The 19,657-nt window shown below is 37.6% G+C and carries 20 protein-coding genes; 3 read left to right on the top strand and 17 right to left on the bottom strand.

Features of this window, described 5'->3' with window-relative positions:
• Positions 1–64: 64 nt before the first annotated feature.
• The 5 genes from AAV98_RS19070 to AAV98_RS19090 all read right to left on the bottom strand — a co-directional run bounded on the left by AAV98_RS19070 (position 65) and on the right by AAV98_RS19090 (position 7,316).
• The gene (locus tag AAV98_RS19070) at positions 65–322 is read right to left on the bottom strand and encodes a histidine phosphatase family protein (protein ID WP_060667104.1); all 258 of its coding nucleotides are present in this window, start codon (positions 320–322) and stop codon (positions 65–67) included.
• Positions 319–849 (bottom strand): NUDIX hydrolase, encoded by a 531-nt coding sequence (locus AAV98_RS19075; RefSeq protein WP_060667105.1) that lies wholly within the window; start codon positions 847–849, stop codon positions 319–321. Before AAV98_RS19075 ends, AAV98_RS19070 begins: the two co-directional genes overlap by 4 nt.
• 16 nt (positions 850–865) lie before the next feature.
• Positions 866–2,008, bottom strand: coding sequence for an SMP-30/gluconolactonase/LRE family protein (locus AAV98_RS19080; protein WP_060667106.1), 1,143 nt, complete (start codon positions 2,006–2,008; stop codon positions 866–868).
• A 429-nt stretch (positions 2,009–2,437) separates the two neighbouring features.
• On the bottom strand, positions 2,438–2,995 hold the full coding sequence (locus AAV98_RS19085) for a dihydrofolate reductase family protein (protein ID WP_197284338.1): 558 nt from the start codon (positions 2,993–2,995) through the stop codon (positions 2,438–2,440).
• A 94-nt stretch (positions 2,996–3,089) separates the two neighbouring features.
• Positions 3,090–7,316 (bottom strand): tetratricopeptide repeat protein, encoded by a 4,227-nt coding sequence (locus AAV98_RS19090; protein ID WP_060667108.1) that lies wholly within the window; start codon positions 7,314–7,316, stop codon positions 3,090–3,092.
• A gap of 197 nt (positions 7,317–7,513) precedes the next feature.
• On the opposite strand from AAV98_RS19090, the gene AAV98_RS19095 reads away from it, so the two are divergent.
• Positions 7,514–7,819 (top strand): hypothetical protein, encoded by a 306-nt coding sequence (locus AAV98_RS19095; protein ID WP_060667109.1) that lies wholly within the window; start codon positions 7,514–7,516, stop codon positions 7,817–7,819.
• A 28-nt stretch (positions 7,820–7,847) separates the two neighbouring features.
• Here AAV98_RS19095 and AAV98_RS19100 read toward each other — a convergent pair whose 3' ends face one another.
• Positions 7,848–9,143: an MFS transporter gene (locus tag AAV98_RS19100; RefSeq protein ID WP_060667110.1), complete on the bottom strand. Its 1,296-nt coding sequence runs from the start codon at positions 9,141–9,143 to the stop codon at positions 7,848–7,850.
• A 192-nt stretch (positions 9,144–9,335) separates the two neighbouring features.
• A complete protein-coding gene (locus AAV98_RS19105; protein WP_060667111.1) occupies positions 9,336–10,163 on the bottom strand; it encodes an EcsC family protein in 828 nt (275 codons plus the stop codon).
• 132 nt (positions 10,164–10,295) lie between these two features.
• Between AAV98_RS19105 and AAV98_RS19110 the strand changes: the two genes are divergently transcribed.
• Positions 10,296–10,589: a hypothetical protein gene (locus AAV98_RS19110; RefSeq protein ID WP_060667112.1), complete on the top strand. Its 294-nt coding sequence runs from the start codon at positions 10,296–10,298 to the stop codon at positions 10,587–10,589.
• Here AAV98_RS19110 and AAV98_RS19115 read toward each other — a convergent pair.
• From AAV98_RS19115 to AAV98_RS19155, 10 genes are all read right to left on the bottom strand, one after another.
• Positions 10,574–10,777, bottom strand: coding sequence for a hypothetical protein (locus AAV98_RS19115; RefSeq protein ID WP_060667113.1), 204 nt, complete (start codon positions 10,775–10,777; stop codon positions 10,574–10,576). The two genes, AAV98_RS19110 and AAV98_RS19115, sit on opposite strands and share 16 nt — an antisense overlap.
• Before the next feature lie 75 nt (positions 10,778–10,852).
• Complete coding sequence (locus AAV98_RS19120; protein ID WP_060667121.1) at positions 10,853–14,092, bottom strand: hypothetical protein; 3,240 nt, start codon at positions 14,090–14,092, stop codon at positions 10,853–10,855.
• A gap of 31 nt (positions 14,093–14,123) precedes the next feature.
• Positions 14,124–14,267 (bottom strand): hypothetical protein, encoded by a 144-nt coding sequence (locus AAV98_RS20420; protein WP_156317865.1) that lies wholly within the window; start codon positions 14,265–14,267, stop codon positions 14,124–14,126.
• Between the two features lie 19 nt (positions 14,268–14,286).
• Complete coding sequence (locus AAV98_RS19125; RefSeq protein ID WP_060667114.1) at positions 14,287–14,766, bottom strand: NUDIX domain-containing protein; 480 nt, start codon at positions 14,764–14,766, stop codon at positions 14,287–14,289.
• A 25-nt stretch (positions 14,767–14,791) separates the two neighbouring features.
• Positions 14,792–15,382 carry a protein phosphatase 2C domain-containing protein gene (locus AAV98_RS19130; RefSeq protein ID WP_331456881.1) on the bottom strand — a complete coding sequence of 197 codons (591 nt, stop codon included), beginning with the start codon at positions 15,380–15,382 and terminating at the stop codon, positions 14,792–14,794.
• A 48-nt stretch (positions 15,383–15,430) separates the two neighbouring features.
• Entirely contained in the window at positions 15,431–15,601 is a 171-nt protein-coding gene (locus AAV98_RS20880) for a hypothetical protein (RefSeq protein ID WP_331456882.1), read from the bottom strand.
• A 13-nt stretch (positions 15,602–15,614) separates the two neighbouring features.
• Positions 15,615–16,307 (bottom strand): Type 1 glutamine amidotransferase-like domain-containing protein, encoded by a 693-nt coding sequence (locus AAV98_RS19135; protein WP_060667115.1) that lies wholly within the window; start codon positions 16,305–16,307, stop codon positions 15,615–15,617.
• Positions 16,304–16,894: a YdcF family protein gene (locus AAV98_RS19140; RefSeq protein WP_060667116.1), complete on the bottom strand. Its 591-nt coding sequence runs from the start codon at positions 16,892–16,894 to the stop codon at positions 16,304–16,306. The genes AAV98_RS19135 and AAV98_RS19140 overlap by 4 nt, the downstream gene beginning before the upstream one ends.
• Before the next feature lie 240 nt (positions 16,895–17,134).
• A complete protein-coding gene (locus AAV98_RS19145; RefSeq protein ID WP_060667117.1) occupies positions 17,135–17,317 on the bottom strand; it encodes a hypothetical protein in 183 nt (60 codons plus the stop codon).
• A 549-nt stretch (positions 17,318–17,866) separates the two neighbouring features.
• Positions 17,867–18,310, bottom strand: coding sequence for a GNAT family N-acetyltransferase (locus AAV98_RS19155; protein ID WP_060667119.1), 444 nt, complete (start codon positions 18,308–18,310; stop codon positions 17,867–17,869).
• 417 nt (positions 18,311–18,727) lie between these two features.
• On the opposite strand from AAV98_RS19155, the gene AAV98_RS19160 reads away from it, so the two are divergent.
• A complete protein-coding gene (locus AAV98_RS19160; protein ID WP_060667120.1) occupies positions 18,728–19,339 on the top strand; it encodes a DUF421 domain-containing protein in 612 nt (203 codons plus the stop codon).
• The last annotated feature ends 318 nt before the right edge of the window (positions 19,340–19,657 follow it).

A 19,657-nucleotide genomic window follows, 5' to 3' on the forward strand; every position in this document is an offset into this window, starting at 1 on the left:
AATCAATGAAAACTTTACGTTATCAGTTTTTCAGTGGCTGCTTAAAAATCACCTCTTCTTTTTTTCAATCCTCTGCCTCTCCAAGATTAAATACATCAAGGCGATCATCAATGTTGGATTTGAATCCAGATATAATTTCGGCAGTTTGTATTGACCTTTTTTGAGGGGAAGAAAACACATAATGAAACTCAACATCTTGTAATTTTTCATTTAGCACATTCGCCTGAAGCAAACCTTTTTCGTTTAAAGGCAGTACCTTTCTCCCTTGCATTTTTCCCTCTTTATTAAAATCTGTCTGACCGTGCCTGATGACGTAGGTCATTGTCGTATCTCCCTTTCTAATATCTTATTGGTAAACTGCAAAATTTTATGTAAGGCGTATTTCTCCCGCTCAATCCATCCGTTATACCCACTTAGTTTTTGTGCACGCTCGTTTTGTGAAATAGCTTCTTCTATCGTAATCCATTTAGCGGTAAAACCCTGTTCTATCTCATACCCCTCTAATTGTTGAGCAACGGTTTCTCCCATGCATTTACATAGGTAATAATGGGACTTCATTTCAAAAAGAATACCTTGATTGAAAACGTCCTCTCTCCTTTCCATATACATACCAAATTTTCCTCCTACAACCGTATCCACATAACCCGTTTCCTCTAACACTTCTCGGATAAGTGCTTCCCTATGGGTTTCTCCAGCTTCGACACCCCCACCAGGAAATTTGAAATCACCTTTGTTGGAGTGAAGCATCAAGATATGGCCATCCCGAATAACAATAGCCCTGACCGCTTCCCTAACTTTTACATGTTTGTTTTCTTCTTTCTCTATCCCTATGAATTTATTAAAATACATATTTAACACCTTTCTTTTAAAATTCTAAATCTACTTTTTTTAATAATCCGATGGCATTCATTTCATTAAGTTGGTGGAAATACAGGGCATCCACTGTCTCCGTTACTCCAGTGATATTCGTATATGGAATGGAATCACTTTGCATATCTTCTACTACTTCGCCTGATTCGTTAATTGCGATAACGTGCGAGTATCCTGCCCCTTTAGGCAACATCTTAGCTGGAAGACGCATTGCCATTTTCCTTAATATGGGCTTATCAGAACTAAATTCTAGAAAATCATTTCTCGGCATGATTAATCCAATCCAGATTCTGTCGTCATTTCCACGCATCATATTATCCGGTAGTCCAGGTAGGTTATCTATTAGAACTTCTAAAAATTCACTTTTATCCTTTGTACTTAATGTTTGATCTGATTCTAGATTTAATTTCCAGACGCGGTATCTTCCCGTTTCAATTATTAGGAGATATTTTTCGTCCATACTTAATGCTAATCCGTTTGCAAAACTAATATCTTTCATCAGAACTCTAGTTTGCTTCGTCGACGGATTATACTCCAATACTCTTCCTGTAGTGCTATTTTCGAGAATATCTATTTCTCCCGCCCGTCCAACATCACCGATCTCTTTCGCCTTTGTTTTTTGAGAAGCATCAGTAAAATAAATGATTCCACTATTAGAAACTACTACTGCGTCAATAAAGTTTATGGGTTTTTCTTCAACGGTGTCTGTTAATAGATGAATTTCTGGATCACCTTCTTCATAGTTGCTTATTTTAAGTAATCCCCCATGATTACCATAAAGGGGGTCAGCAACTATGAGTGACCCTTCACTATCAAAATCAAAGCCTAAAGGTCTGCCATTCGTATTAGCGATTTCCTGTAATCCTGTACCATCCTCTCGTACACGAATGATTGCACCAGTTTTTGTGGCTGCGTACAACCAACCTTCACGATAGACGATATGCTCCGGCTTTTCAAATTTTCCAATTGAAAGAAATTCCATTCCTTCTAATCTATTATTTTTTTCGTAAGCACCAATGTATCCCATAGATTTAGGAGATTCCCATGCAACAGGGTCAATCGAAACAGGCCACAATAATAAATACAAGATTAATACAGGACATAGAAATGCAAGAACTTTGATGATGGTGAATTTCATAATTTCCCTTTACCTCCAATAACTACCATATATTACTTATTATCTCTCACAATTTTGCAACAGTCCATGCAAAATTGTAGAAGCTTTGAGTTTAAAGGTCCAAGTTTGTCTGGGAAATGTAGAAAGTGATATCCGGGAAATGTAGAAGGTGACAGTTTAACGGTCGAAGCCAACGCTTTAATGGTCAAAGCTCCTTTTTTCCACCGGGGATTTAAAAAGCAGGTGTACTCTTCCATAGAGTTACACCCGACTTCCAACTTCCACGTAAATCTATCCTCTAAACATAAATTGTAGAAATTTTAAGTCTAAAGGTACAACTATACTTGGGAAATGTAGAATCAGACAGTTCAACTGTCGAAGCCGACACATTAACGATAGAACCTCTATTAATCCAACCGAAATACAAAAGCAGGTGCACTCCAAATAGAGTTACACCTGCTTATCTTCGTCTCTTATCACTAAGTATCTATTTTGAACAAGTCCTGATGAGAATGACTTACTTTCCAAAAGCTTCAGCTTATTTTCTTGTTCGGTTTCTTTAAATAATCTAATGCCATTCCCAATTAGGATGGGTATGGTGGATATGACATACTCGTCAATTAGGTCTTGACTGGCGAACTCTTTTATTACTTCCGCTCCTCCATCAACAAATAGATGTCCTCCATCTGTTGAGCGGATGTTATCGATTAATTCTTTTACATCACCAGAGTAGTATTCAACATGGTTATCTGAACCTTTTTGTGAATTAGATAGAACATAGGTTTTTCTTTCTTTGTGGGGAAATTCTACACCAAAAGACAATACTTTCTCATACGTTCTTCTACCCATGATAACTGTGTCCACACTTTCAACAAAAGCAACGTACCCATAATCTTCACCAGGGGTATCCACCATGGAAAGCCAGCCAATATCATCGTCTTTTTTTGCTATATACCCGTCTACACTTTGTGCGATGTATACTATTACTTTCCTTGAATGCTCCATCATGTTCCTCCAATACAAATTACATTTATTTTAATGATAGTAGCATGTAAACAAAACAGGAACAAGCACCATGTGCATTGCCCCTGTTTGCTCTGAACTATTGCTCTGACACTTCTAAAGGGAACATTCCTGCTTCCTTTATTGGTTTCAAATCTTCATCATCCAACGACATTTCAATGAATATCCCGTCCTCATCTGCTTCGAATAAGTCAGCCAAGTGAGCAGCTGATTCCTCGAATTCACCTAAAAGTGACAAATAGCACGCCCGATTGTATAGTAGCATAGCATCATCAGAATCAATTTTTAACGCCTTATCCACTAATTCTAATGCTGCATGGAATTCCCCATTTAACCTTAAGGCTATACTAGCTTCATTCATGATCTGCGTATCGTCCGGAGCAAGTTCTAGTGCTTTCCATATTGTTTCCTTCGCTTCTGTAACGCGGTTGGTTTCTCTGTAAAGGAGAGCCAACTGATAGTATGAAGCAGGGTCCTCTGATTCAAGTTTGATTACTTGTCGATAGACTGATTCTGCTCTCTCACTATCACCAAGAAGCTTGAGCACATAACCATACTGTGACAGATACCTTGAAGCTTCTTCTTCTGACAGGCATCTTTCCACCAGCTCTTTTGCTTGCAATAAATATTGTTGATGTTTCTTCTCTGGCGCTTCTTCATCAAGTAACTCCAGGATGGTGGAGGTTAGCTGATAGGCTACATCAGATTCCCAATGGTACTTTAAGAATTTCTCGTAGGATTTGATGGCGTCCGTTTTCATATCAAGTTGTAGATAAACATCTGCCATCCAGAAAACCGCTGTGACATTTTCCCTATCAAGCTTGAGCGCATTTTCATAAAGGCTGATCAGAACACCGAAGTCCATACTTGCTTTTCCAAAATTCTTTAGCTTCTTAAACCAATTTCGTTCAGACAAATCGTACTCTTCGTTATCCCTTCTGGCTATAAGCACTTTGTCAAAGGCCACTGCTGTGTACATGCTGACTTTACTCTTTTCATGGTCAGAAAGTTTAAGTCGGTTTACGACTTTTTCCAAAGTTAGCATAGAACCTGCACGGACATGAATTTCTACAAACAGCTCATACAAATTGCGATTTTCGATGTCCTTACATAGTAATGGTAGAATTGCTTTCTTGGCTTCTGCAAATTTCTTCTTTCGCAAGATGATTTGTATTCGATGCATAAGAAGAGGGATCTCCTCTGGTTCTAGAGCAAGGGCTTTTGAAACATACTCCTCTTCAGCCCCATAGTCTCCCAACGCTCCATATACATATCCAAGGCTGTCATAAACAAAAGAAGCGTTTTTTTCATTTAGAAGACTACCTAATTTCTCTTTCAGGTCCAATAGTTCATTTTCCTTTAAAAGAGAGGCTAAATACTCGATATTTACCGCATACGGGTTAAGAGCAAAAGCTTTACGAATATGAAAAAGCTCTTGTACCTTATGGTTTAGTCTCTGACAGATATCGGCAATATTAAGGTGGGCCTGAACATGAGTCGAATCAAGTTCAAGGACCATTTTGTAACATTTTCTTGCTTCCTTATCTTCCCCTAGCTTAACCAAAATTTCCCCAAGACGGTATAGAGGAAGTAGTTTGTAAGCTTTGGAAAGACCCAATTCATAACATTCCTTCGCTTGATACAAAAACCCTTTACCCTCATAAAGACAACCCATATAGGAAGGATAGAGATAATTTTCCACATCTTCTTCGTGTTTATTTTGCAAAAACGAGATTCCTCTAGCATTATAAGGAGTCTCTTCAATCAGATTGACATAGAGTTCCAAAGCATCTTCCACGTTTGTAGGTGCGCAATTTATACCTTTTTCCAATAAAGACAATGCCTGTTCTAAATGTCCTGGCGGCGCATCCATTGCCAGTGCGGCTTCCCACATATATTTTCCTGCATTAACGAGATACTCACTGTCATCTTGAAATCTCTCATAGTGCTCATTTAGCCATGCGTACGCGTCACTGAAATTCTCTTCTTCTTTTAATAAATGACCAAGATTTACCCAACCAGCAGGATCTTCCGGGTATTTCTCTGTTGCTCGTAAGTATAGTACTCTTGCATTCTCATACTCTTTCTGGCGCTCATAGAAGTCACCAAGTTCAAGAAGTAAGAGAATTGCTTCGTCGGTTTCTTTTAATCCGGTCTGTAAAAGAGATTCCACTTTCTCGGGTTTCATATAGACAAATTCATACAACTGGGCAAGATCACGATATGGTACGGCTATTTCTGGATCGAGTGAAATCGCTGTTCGGAATCCCCTTTCTGCATGACGGTACCGTTCTAGTTCCTTGTCACATCTTGCTCTTTCAAACCAAGCATGACCATGCGACTTTTCTTCCTTCAAGATAGAACTGAATTGTTCTCTCGCCTCTATAAAAAACTTATTATCAAACAGAATCATTCCATGGTTGATTCTGATAAATGTATCCAGATCGTTAATATCCATTGCAATGGACGAGTAACTTAGAGCCTGTTCATCCAGTCCTCGGAAGGAAGTGGAAAGCGCTAAGTAGGACCAGAGAACAAAGTCATCTGCTTCAAAAGTAATGCCTTCTCGGAAGCAGCGTGCCGCCTCTTCATGCTCGTTCTTCTCGTAATGGATTCTTCCTTTTAAATACCAGTAAGCAGATTGATAATAATGAGGTTTTACATTTGCAAGGTATTCCTGTGCCTTCTCCCATTTTTTCAAGCGGACATATGCCATTGAAATAATAAGGTATTTATATTCTTTCTCAAAATAGGACTGTTCAACTGCATCTGCAGCTAGTGAAAGTACTTCTTCGTCATCCTGTTTTGCTAGGAATTTCAAGTAACTTGAAGCGACCATTACGTCTGTTATGTTTTCAGTAACAAAAATTTTATCCTCTTCTGAAAAGTCCTCATTACAGTTTTCTCCGAGCACTTGTGTTCTTGCAGCAATATCATGTTCTTTTTTGTCTAAAAAATGGAGAGAAGCTGTCTGATATGATGGAACGACTGCAATCGCCAACGCTTGGCTATTGCTGAATTCTTCCTGGAATTTTTCATATTCCACATAGACAACATCTGTCAAGTTCGGGTCCTGAATGATCAGGCATTGCAGATTATCATCATACCCAACCACGACCTGTACATGGGAAGAGGTAGGATACTCTAAGCTCATAATGACCGAGATGTCTGAGTGTAACATCTGTTTGATGAGCTTCACATTGCTATAAAAATATCTACAACAAAATCCCCTCTCCTCTAAGAAGGTAATTGCTTTAGAGATACTAGAACCTGAAACAGTAAAGATAGACTCAGCCACTACCTCCTGTGAAACATGTTGGTCATACATGCTAAACACCATCTCAAGAGTTGCTGGGACACAGTAGTTGCTTTTTTGAAGGGTCGGTTTATATTTCTTCATTACAATGCATTCACTTTTCACTGTTTCTGGAAGATGTCTAAAATGGGACTGGGTTGCTATCGTATCATTTTTCTGAAGAAAATCTCGCAAAGCGGAAATTTCATATTGATGGTACAAGCTCTCTGCCACCCACAAACTGGTGACTGTCTGAAAGCTATGAAAAGGAGTAATTTCTTGAAGCTCCTTCACTGCCTCCCTCAGTTCGGACCATTCTTGTGTTTTATAAAGATAACGCAACTTTTCCATTTGCAGCCTCGGAAAATCAGGATATTGAAGAATTGCACGGTCGATATACGTTTTTGCCTCCTGCCAATTCCCTTGAAGCATATGATGCCTGATCAACATTCCAAAGGCGTAGGCACCTTCTTTCTTATCCTGCAATCCTTCAAGGAGTTGCTTTACTCCTTCCTCCCACTCACCTTTTTGGAGATAGTAGTAACCCCAGCGTGTTTTCATTGAATTTGGAGTCAGTTCTTCACATTTCTCCATATAGTTATGAGCAGCTTGATAACGGCGCATTCGGATACAAGCAATAGCCAGGTTATAGACAATTTTTTCTTCTTCTTTTTTTGTCACGTCTTCTTGTAACAAGGGTAATAACATTTCCTCTGCTTTGATATATTCCCCTTGATCAATAAGTTCCTCGCAATACCATATCGTGGATGTTACTGTTTTCTTTTTTCGATAATTTGCTCTTATCAGTGTCCCAGAAACATCATCCATCAGAGCAAGGTCCATCACCTGTAAAATCGGCCTCAGTTCCTCATCTGTAGGCGCTAGGATTTCGCGGAATGCTGATAAACTGGGTTTTTTCGTATATTCGGTAAACGTACTTATAAAAAGTTGGAGTGCAGCTTGATAACTATTTTCTTCCATTAATTGTGCCAACTGCTTGGTTTTTATCATACATTCTCCTCAAATCCCATTCGAAATTTTCACACATCTAGATTAAATATACGATGATACCTTTCTCTTTACCATCTATTTTTTATAGGTGAAAAGAACTGTTACTATAATTAATGTGATGCTTCAAGAGTGGATGTTGGTTCATTGGCGTTTATCCTATATAATAAGTTTACAAGAAACTAAGGAGAAATTAGATAATGGATAAAAAAGAATTGGAACAAGCAATTATACATAACTACCAAAAAGAGGAAAATATGATGATATTGGTTTTTGCACAATGGTGTGTTAACCATAACTTAGATCCATTTACTCTCTATACAAAGGCATATCCTAATCAAGCAAATAATCCTGCACTTGCTCAAGCATTGGAATTAACAGTGTCTAAAGAAGAGGCCGGGGATATTTCAAACGATACGGTATTAGGGGTATTAGCTATGTTTGGGAATGATGACTTAGCTTTTGTTGTGTCTGAGGAAATAGAAAAGGAAAAAGCGAAAAAATAAAAAACGGTGTAAGCAGTCTTTATTCTGCTTACGCCGTTCTTTTATTTTTCACCTGTTTATTTAGTTGATTTTCTCTACTAGCCCATAAGATTAAAGGCAATAAAAGGAGAGATAAGAGACCACCACCTATAGAAAGCATGGCATAACTAGTTTGTGCTACTATCATACCTGACATCATGCCACCTGTAGCTCCAGACAATGCGACCAGTACATCCATGGAACCTTGGACCTTTGCGCGCGTTATAGGCGTTGTGGCATCTACGATTGTTGCCGTGCCACTTATCAAGCCGAAGTTCCAACCTAATCCGAGTAGTGCCAATGCCAAAATTAATACGAATAAATTATCACCAGGAGCAGTCGCCGCAACGATTCCCGCTAGGAGTAATGTTACACCAGCTGCTAAAGCCATAGCGGTACGTCCGACCTTATCAACCAGAACCCCGGTAACTAATGAAGGTAGATACATGGCACCAATATGAATCCCAATTACAAGACCAATAGCATCCAGGCCGTGACCATGATGCCCCATATGAATTGGTGTCATCGTCATGATAGCCACCATCACCATCTGAGTCAACACCATTACAGAGCCACCGACGATGATTCCTATGTTATTCTTTTTTGGAACAGTTAAAGGGAGGTTCTCCGCATCCATCCGTTTTTTATTTTCCAATGCTTTAGAGACCATTAAAGGGTCAGGTTTCATGAAAATAAGTAATACCAATCCGGCTAAAATAAAGGAAGCCGCTCCTAGAATAAATGGTCCTGCTAATGACGGGACACCTACAGAAACTGCAAAATCACCCATCACACCTACTAAATTGGGTCCCGCTACTGCCCCAAAGGTAGTCGAAACTAGTGCAATACTAATTGCTTTCCCTCGTTGTTTGGCAGATGCCAGGTCTGTCCCGGCATATCTTGCTTGAAGATTGGATGCCGTACCTGCTCCATAGAATAGTAGGGAGAAAAACAGTACCCACACATTGTCGATAACAGCTGCAAGCACCACACCTAGAGCACTAATTCCTCCGGTTAAAAAACCGCCTGCCAATCCAACCCTTCGTCCAAACCGTTGTGACACACGTCCAATCAAATAAGCCGCTCCAGCTGAACCAAGTGTCAATAAAGCAACAGGAACACCAGAATATGCATCTGTCCCGAGCATATCTTGAGCAAGCAATGCCCCTACTGTAATACCAGCTGCTAGACCTGCCCCACCGAATACTTGTGATAGAACGACAATAAAAAGTGTTCGTCGATATAATAGTTGTAATTTCTCAGGGGAAGCGACTATCTCTTCCGAAGTTAATTTATGACCTTTCAATTTTCTCTCCCCTTTGTTCCATTAAGACATTTTTTTCTATTTTAGCATGCTTCCATCATTAGAGCTTATTGTTTTTTAACATATATTTCATCTTTCTACCATGAATTTAGAAAAACTATCAAAGGGGTTGAATCAATGCGCACCACCTTTATCGATTAAATCCGTAGGCTTTAGAAATTTCACTAAAACTGCTTACAACTCTTTTATTTTCTCGCTTTGAACCTCTAAACGTTCTACTCTTTCCATAATTCTTCTTTTCTGATAAAGCATTGTTCCAGCTTCTGTCAGATCGCTCACCATCGTGCGGTTGGCGAATGCTCCAAAAAGAACTCCGGCAACCGGTACCAATTGGAAAAGCTTTTTCCAACCAAAGGACTCTGTGAATGTCACGGTTACTTCTCTCCAACCTTGGAGTTGGGAGAATACCTCTTTTGATTTCATTGCTTCATTCGAAAAATCAGCCAGTTCATTTAGAATTGCCTGCTTCCCAACAATATCTGCTGATGTAAATTGTAAGCATTTCAAGATAAATATCCTCTCCGTTTTTTCTTTTGGATCATAGCCATGCAGAATCGCAATTTCCTGTAATGTTTTAAGAGAAATAGCCAAGATTGCAGGAATATCAATTACTAACGTGAAAATCCCCCCGATACCTGTACTTGCTCCTTGAATGGTAGCTGCATTTTTACGGGTATTTCCTAATGAAAGAGAAGCTTCTTTCATTTCAACTACAGGTACATCTTGAAAATCTTTAAGACTCGTAATCGTTTTGCGCGTTTTTTTCTCAAAATAATGGAAGACACTTTTCTCGCTCGAAAGATAACTACCTCCATTTTGAATAAAGCTCCCCAGTTCATCAAGAAGGCTTCCTATCTTCCCTTGAATAAATCTTGGGGTAACTCTATCAAGCAGTTTAAAGGGAATACGGCCAATCCGCTCCCATAACCATAGCCCCTTTTGATCTTTTTCCCATTTCTCTATTAATTTTAGTTCATTTTGCAGTGTTTCTTTTGTTTCCATAAGTGTTTCTCCTTTAGATTGATGAGATCGGGTTGTTTCTTTGATTTATATGTGAAACTTTTCCTTTCTGCATACGTATATACATTGTCACAACCTTACTTAGGAGGCAACGATGAAAAAAAGGAAATATCCATGAAAAAATTATTAAACATATTAGGGCTCTTTATTTTTCTAGGCATGATAATCATGGCAATAACTAACCCATTGACCATAGATCCCAACTTGGGAATCTATCAAACTGAAAAGGCTGTTATAAAAGGTGATCAACTATACAAATTTGTACTGTTTCTTCTAATTTCTAGTATTACTTATTTTCTTCTCGTTCAGCTATACTTTTCCACTCTAAAAGGACGAAAGGTATTTTTCATTATTCTTTCTTTTTTAGCCATCGCAGCCCCAATGGTTGCTATCTACCTTGAATGGTGATCACTTGTTGTATCACCTTTTTTTCTATTTATGTAATCTAGTTTCATATCTCTCGTGTAAAATTCAATGACGTTCTCTTCTGTGTCTTTAAAGTACACTCTAATTTCAGATTGTTCCTCACATTCTTCTACCACTTTGTGGTCAATGTCTTCTTCATTGAGAACTTCATCAGTAATCCTCCAAACCAATAAAATCTAGAATCTAAAGAAGTGGAGGCATACTTGCATCCTCCACTCCTATTTATTGCGTAGTAACTGTGTTACCTATTCTTCCACTTCAGAAAACAGTTTCTGAATTCTATAGTAAGACTGTTTCAAGCGTTCATGATAAGTGGGCATTTCCCATTGATCCCATGCATATAAAAAGTAATCCTCGTGCCTGCTCTTTCCATTTACTGTTTTTGGTAAACTGTCTACTACTTTTCCATCAGAATTGGATACAGCAATTGCACCTATTCGAATTCCATCAATCCTTGCACTGCTATTCAATCCATTCTCTGCCCACATATCTCCCATCACTTCTCGTTGGCCTGGATCCTTTACATGGAGCAACGCCCATGGAATACGAACTTCTAACAAGCCTTCCTCCTCATTTAAATTAAAATCTGTTAAAGAGTCGAAGTTTTCCTCGTTGGGATTGGAGTTTCCAGAACGAAAAACACCAGTTTCATAGCTGTCAAATGGAACAATTTGGTTCTCACCCTTCTCATTTTTATACGTTAATTCTTTGTTTAACGTTAACCTGATCGGATGAAAAATTCCATTATCTTTTTTGTCTGCATACTCCTGTTTCTCTACCATAGCTAGCTTATGGCCATACATGTAGTAGAAACTGTCATAATAACTATCTACAAGCATTCTAGCTTTTTTTCCATTCTCTACATGAAGAAGGAAATCTATGCCTTCCGTAATATAATCAGACCCAGGTACCACCTTTGACTGCCCCTGGTTATTCATTATATTAAACAATAAAGACATTTCATGGTCTTTAAAATTATTCGCCTTCAACTTTACATATAAAAACCCTTCATCATGTGTTACTTGTATCTCTTTTATAATGGAAGAAGGGCTGTACACTGTTTCTTGGTCTAAAGCTTTCCAATCTTCTTCTTTTCCGTCGATAACTATTTTTTGTGCTTGGCCGGGTTCAAATGTCAGCATTCCAAACATCTGCTCATTTGTCTGGACGTTTTTCCAGTAAGGTCGCTGGTCCGGGTTATCAAAATCCATCGTATTCCAAGTCCGTTTGAACCATTCGTCATGCCATGAAAAGATTAATCCACCTGCCATTTTTTCTTCTACAATATCTTCAAAGAGATGTGCTAATATTTCACCCTGTTCTTTTTCGGTATGACCGCCCTGGTTCCAACCGTAAATATTATTATGAGTATTCCCTCTTGAAGATGGAATGCCAAACTCAGCAACTAATAACGGCATGCTGTGTGCTTCTTTCATATGCTGTAAATACCCCGCATAATTGTTCTTCTTACCCCGGTGGTCAATATATTCCACATACCTCTTTTCAAAATTAAGGAAGTCTGGGTAATAAGGATAGATGTGGTAGGAAGCGAACAAACCAGCTTTAAAGCCATCCTTGGCAAAAATTAAGTTGGGATTGACGCTGACCAGGTCTTCCTGTTCTGACGGTTCGGATGGATGAGCTAGTAAATCGGTTGTCACCCAGTTCGTGAAGCTCATTGGTCTCTGCCATTGATAGATCTCTTGTTCATAAGCAATTGTATACTCCATCATTCCTGCAAGCCATACTTCAAATGGCTGAGCGCCTTGTGTGAAGAGGAAGTCTCCATTGTACTCAGACATACCTGAATGTTTCCTATTTGTATTTAGTACTACATTTGGATCCCACTCTACCCCGAGGACCCACCCGAGCACATAGGGTGAAACGTCTGCCGTGTAATTTCCATGGGCATGACCAGGACGTTCTTCTAGAACTGCATTTCCATGAATTAAATCCACTGTTTTTTGGATTTCTTCTTTAAAATCTTTGACATTTTCCTGTGCAAAAGCATCATTTGTTTCAAGGAAAACCTCTTCATTTATCCAAATGCCATGAAATAGATAGATGGGTTCCTTTGCCCTACCATTGTATTCAGCCAAAGCCTCATAAAAGTGCGGGGGATGAATCGTATAAATACGTATAGCATTAGCATTCATGTCGCCAATCTGCTCGAACCATCGGTAGTACTCTTGCTTCGTTATAGCTGTTTCACCAGGCCACGTACCTGGTTTTGCTATTCCCATGTTAACCCCTTTAATCAGAAAATCTTCCCATTTCCCGTTCTTTTGAATTTGTAGATAATCTTGGCCTGCTTTGCCAGGAATATAAGAATCACCTACAAAATTCGTATTTAATTCTGTTATTGCAGTACTCTTGTTTTTTGGCTGACGCAAAATTTCACTCATCATGGGATGATACACTCTCCAATAGAAAGATTTGAGATCATCTTTATTCCTTGTTTGCCATTTCTTCAGGCCCGTAAATCCTTTTGCCTGATAAAGAGATGGAAGGTCTGCTTGATCAGCGAAATCACCTGAGAAATAGTAGCTATCATAAGTAGGGTTTACATGATGTATGACGGCTGGAAATTTGACAGGAATCCCATTTTCTTTTAACTTTTCTTCTGCTTCGTTTGTCAAAGAAAGGGAGAAGGATGCAAGCACTTCATTATCATCTTTGGGCACGATAATATCAAACCAATAATGATAGGCTGCTCTTTCTTGAATATTGAAGTGTTCTTTGCCATTTTGCGTAAATTCAAACATGACATGTTGTTCTTTCATATCTTCCTCTGTCAAGACTAAGAGCTGATCGCTATCATGAACGAATACCATCCCTTTACCACTAAAATCCCACTCTTTCCCGTACTGCTCAAGATAATTCTTTTTTGCCCAGACAGGAACTTCCGACCCTTCAAGCTCTGTAAAGAATCTCCCTATCCAGCCAGACCATTCTAAATTATACAGTTGGTAAAATGACTCTTTTACCTCTTGAGGCGTAGGACTTCCAAATGTGTTAAACTCTCCAATCAAGGTTGTACCATTGGTAAATACAGCATCTCTTATATAGTCCACATCTTCTGTCGTCATGCCACCGTATATCAGTTCGGATCGTTGCCCTTGTGCATTACCTGTTGTAATATCCTCTTCATAAACTCCGTAACCATCTGCTATATAGATGACATCATGCGCCTTATCTTCAGGATAAGATCTAACTTTAGACGCATTACTTACAGGATCATATCCAACGTAATCTGCATGCAACTTGTATTTACTTCCGTCAGTTTTGTATATTTTTTGCTGATTAAGTAACCAAGTAAGCCCTAAATGTTCCCTATAAGAATCATCTGGAACCGTTTTATCCACAATCAACACATCAAGTGTTGTTGCAGGCTTAAGCAGCCATCCTATTACTGGTGAAGAAATACCTAAAAATAAAATTAAAATTAAAATTGACCACAGCCACATTCTTTTCTTCTCTATCATAACCATGCACCCATTCCTAAACCGATTCCCCTTACTTTATATAGCTAATATCTTGCTTTTGTTGTTCTATATTAATTTCGGATCTATGTAATTCCACCAAGTTGAGGATGGCATCTACCTTTCCGTTTGTTTTGTATATAGATACCATTTCTATGGCTTTTTGTTTTAAGTTCATTTCTCATCTCACCTTACTGTTACGTAATTATGTACTCTTCCAAATGATGTTCTTCTATGATTTCAAGGTTGCGTCTATTCTTTACATAAGCAAGAATGTGTTCCTTCATATTGGGATATAGAAGCACTTTATCCAATTCGGTTAAAGGAATCCATTTCACTCCTGTCTGATTAGGGTCTGGTTTCGCCGGCATTCTTGGAATACAGCCTACTTTTATGTTACATTCAAACATTAACCCCAAGGAGTGCGTGTTACCATACTTGTTGTTATTTAGGTGAGGGGCATATTCATAAACAAATGCTAGAGAACCGACTTCCACATCTATGGATGCTTCCTCTTTTGCTTCTCTTTTTACAGCTTCTATTACCGTCTCTCCTGGCTCTGTGCCACCAGCAGGCAAATTATAATGCAATCCATTTTTATCATTAAATTCAATCAATAAAATTGAGGCGTCCTGTATGATTAAAGCGCCCGCCCTTACTCTAATATGAAAGGACATTTATGAAGTACCTACCTTTTTAGTATTATTTTAAATCACTTGGAATGGTTGCCACTTGATCGTTAGGTATTATCCAAGAAATTATTGTTGTACTATCCCTACCGTTTTTTAATTGAATATCATCAAGCAGTTTCATAACTCCGTTCACATTTGTTACGACACCTTGAAACATGCGGAAAATATTTTTTGGGTTGCTATATGAAGTATTTGGGCATTCCACTAACCCGTCAGTGGTCATGAAAATATGATTTTCCCCAGTTCGCAGTTCCTTCACACCAGAGCTATAACAAGGAACTTCCTTGTTGAACGTACTTTCTTTACCCACCCATTCATAAAAATTGCGATGGTTCTGTTGGTATTCACCTAAACGCTCCAATTCAGGTTGACGCAGCAGTAGCAAGCAGTCTCCTATTGAGAACCACCATAAGTATTTGTCTTTACGAAATGCAAACAAGCAGGCTGTCTCTCCCTGAACATTTTCACATTCCTTAATAAAACATTTGCTTTGAAAGACATCCAAAATCAAGGCATTCAAGCTTGTAAATAAACTTTTGACTGGCAAAGTAAAAATATCCAAAAACTTTGATTCGTTTTTCTCAATGGTTGTAATAACCAAATCGGCACTTTCTGCTGTAAAATGGGCATCTAGTAAAATTACAAATTCCTAATCTTGTTTATCATCACACCAGATTAAACAACCATCCTCGTTTTTATATTGTCCTGCAGTGGAATTCCCGCCAAAACGACCGAGAACAACTTTTTCTCCTACTGTCATTACACTGATTTCATCCACAAAATGCTTCTTGCTTCCTACCCAATTTAGCTTCTTAACCACGATATACTCCCCTTTACCCAATGTATCTTGTTAGAAGCTCTTTTTCAATCAACATTTTATCGAAAAAAACTTTATATGCTTTTGCACCTGGCCTTGAACTAACAATATTCTCAAGTTTGTTGTCCACGTAATGGAGAGCCACACCATCATCGGTTGCGATACCTGGAATAATGCTTTTGTTTGCCACCATTTCTTGATAGGATGGTCTCCTTTTTATCTCCCCATCATAATGAGGACAATTGCTACCTTCCAAAAAACCTAAGCACGGAATAGACTCCAATTCATCACCAAAAGAGTCCGTCACACCTTCTTCAAACCAACATATAGAACCTGCACTTATACCAGCCAGCAAGACACCTTTGTCATATGCCTTTTTAAGAATGACGTCTAGTCCCCATTCTCTCCACAATATTAATAGATTTCGAGTATTGCCTCCACCGACATATATGATATCTTTTTCTAATAGAAAGGTTTCAAAGTCTCTCGTAGGGGGGTTAAAAAGAGAAAGATGGGAAGGTTCACACTCCTGCTTCTCAAAAAACTGATAAAACCTAGCAATATAATTATTTGCGTCACCGCTGGCGGTAGGAATGAAACATATTTTAGGTGTGGTCTTGTTTGATTGATGAAGGATATATCTATCTAATAACGGGTTCTCAGGCTCCATAGAAAAACCTCCTCCGCCGAGGGCAATCAGTTGTTTCATTGTCCATTCTCTCCTCTCTCTGTTAATAGTTTCATAATGTTAGACCTTGGAATGATCTCTCCAAAATAAGTACCAATTTTCATTACTTCATTCATTACCCGATTTATGCCCACTTCTGATAAAAACCAGTTTTCCTTTGTTATTCCATATCGATCCACACAATGTGAGACCATGAACTCACAATCTTTTGGAAATTCAGCTTGGTAACATAATAAAGAACGTCGAGCATGCCCTGCTTTACAGACCACAATTGCTTTTCTTGGAACTATATTATTATTTTTAAGAACTTCTAACGAAAAGCGTGCGTTTTGTAATGTATGTTGTGCCTTGTCTTCTTGTAGAATTGCCTCTTCAGGAATTCCATTTTCGACGCCAAGGTTTCGTAAATACTCCCACTCAGTCATTCCAACATGTCGTTTATATCCCCCAGATGGAAGTACATAAGGAGCCATTCCTTGTTTAAACAAATCAGCAGCCTTCTCCATTAATGGAGGATGATTCGCACCTGGCACCAATATTACATCTGCTGGAGAAACTGCAGTTTCCACAAAAATAAATTCAGTAATACAATCAAACGGGTTAATCATTTGAATAAACCCCTTTTTCTATTTTAGAGTTTTATGCTCACTTTTTATCGAAAAACCTCATTGTATATATTAATATAAAATACCATAATATTTAGATTAATTGTTTGTGTATTTAGAAAATACAATTTGTATGTAACATACAAAAGTAACCCAGCTCAAAATGAACTGAGTTAAAAATTATATATTTTGGTAGACGCTTATTTAATAATTGCTCCTAGATTGTTTAATAAAGATTGAATGTTATGTTAGTTTTTTTGTTCTTGATAAAATCTCTGAAACACCTATCGCTATACCTGCATTAAGCATTACTAATAAAGAACCTACCATTGTGGTACCTTCATAATCAGAAAAAAAGTTCATTACAAAAAATATAAAACTAAAGAAAAATACGATAATACCAAATACAAATAAAAACCTATCCATATAACTCACTCCTATATAGCTTTTCCTTAAGACCTACTATGCTGCAATCGCCCTATTTAACTGAAATTCAAGTGGTAGTTTGTATGATTTTGATTAGCTTTTAAAATTTATAGCCCTATCAATATAATCCTTTGCATCCTTAATAATAAATTTTAGTGTAATGGCAAGAGTTAGGCTGAATATCGAAAAAATTAGACACGCCCATCGATACAGTATAGTGTTATTTTCTTCGTATGGATAGTTCATATAGCTAATGATGATAAGGAATATAAATATACCACTTATGCCAAACAATATTTTGGACAATCTCTTAACCCTTTCAAAAAATGGCATTGCTGACCCCTCCCTTAAAAACATATACTTTATGATGCTTGTTCCACAAACCTCCCCAATTCTTATGTAAGAAGTGATCCACTATGCAACAATCGCTCCCAGATTGCGGAGTAGTGTTATTAAACTAACGCGCCCTGCTATTATATCGATAATTGGTTTGTTTAATTTTAACACCTGTCTTTTCTTAACCAATTAAAAATGCATCTACCTCTATAACTATAGTTTGATGTTCCTATGCAAGAAAATGATTCTTTCTATTTCTTCAAAACCATTTTTCTTATAAAATTCTTCCGCAGGTATACCTCTATCTGTGAGAAGTGTAATGCTACTTATATTACTGCTATGAAGCTCTTTTATTAAATGATTTAACATCGCTCTTCCAATACCCTTATTTTGACATTTTGTTTTTACACACATTTCATTAATAAAAAACTCATCTCCGCTCCACCATACTCTATTTACACCAAAGATAAAGCCGAGAATTTCGCCGTTTTCTACCGCTAAAACACCTAAGAATCCAGGTGTCTGGTGAAAACTCAGTAAATATTTTTTAGCCTTTGTGAATGTCCATTCATCATTCCAAGGCTCATCATTAAATACTTCAATAAATGTTTCCGTACATTTAATTAAATCATTTTTGGCTAATAGTTTAAATTCCAAGGTAAATTCTCCTTATTGTTAAATGTATTATTAAAACCACATTAACCATTTATTTATGGATTATTCTACACAAAAAACAAAACTCCTTATTCTGCTAACCTGCCCAATTGCTTAATACCAATTATTTCATAATCTATAAATTCCAACAATCGATATTCTACACCCTGATTAATAAAAAATGAGCGTTGATCCTTGTAACAGGTTCGCGCACTTTAATGGAATAACTTTGAATTTACTATGCAATAAAAGACGGAAGCAAGTTTATCTTACGTTACACAATACGATCTAAGCAAAAATGCATACCAATGGAGACACTAAATAATATAAGGAAATAGTTATGACTACGGAGGGATTTGAATAAATTGTCATTTATTTGTTAGGCTAATTAGTAAGAAGTTACATTAGGAGGCACTTGTCTTGGATTTAGATTGGATTTGGAAAGCGGTACTTATTGTGATTGTTGGGTTTCTTATTTTGCGATTAGCTGGAAGAAAATCCATTTCTCAGCTGACAGTTGCACAAACAGTCCTCATGATATCTATAGGGAATTTAATTATTCAGCCAGTAACCGAAAAAAACATTTGGATAACCTTTTTAATCGCATTATTACTAGTATTAGTCTTAATAACAATAGAACGATTGCAGATCAAATTTGATAGGTTCGAAACCTTCTTAACTGGAAAAGGAATAGATGTTATAGAGAATGGAGAAATCATTGAAAAGAATCTAAAAAAATTGCGAATCACCGTTGACCAATTAGAAATGCGGTTACGCCAAGATAGCATCTCTAGGATTAGTGATGTGAAAACAGCAACCATCGAACCTAGTGGACAATTAGGGTATGTGCTAAAAGAGTATGCCCAATATGCCACTAAAGAAGATATTAAGGTTATATTAGATTATATTCATAATAAATTTCCTACGGGTCAACAGCCCCCAGATATCACTAGAGAAATAAATATTCATTCTATTTTTTCAGAGGTAAATAGGCATGAACATGTTATACCTCCCCCTAAGCATTTAGATTAATCAACTACTTTGCCAGAAGACCTTTTTACAACAACCAAGGTTAACAGGGGTTCAGATTTGGAGAAAATGCAGATTATTCGTCCGATTAAGTAAACTTTTACCAAATTATGGTTGAAAAGTACCTATCTAATTTTGAGTTGAAATTAATACCATTTAGACTTTAAGAGATGGAAATTCATATTGTTAATTGGAAAGTATCTACTTCAGTATTTTATAGGCACTTATTATTTACGCTATTCCATTAACTAGGAAGATTGCCCCTCAAGAGACAGTTGCTTGATCTTGGCCTAATATTTGCTCTCCTTTTATTCCATTAAA

This window comes from Bacillus sp. CHD6a, assembly GCF_001293645.1.
Classification (GTDB): domain Bacteria; phylum Bacillota; class Bacilli; order Bacillales; family Bacillaceae_I; genus Sutcliffiella_A.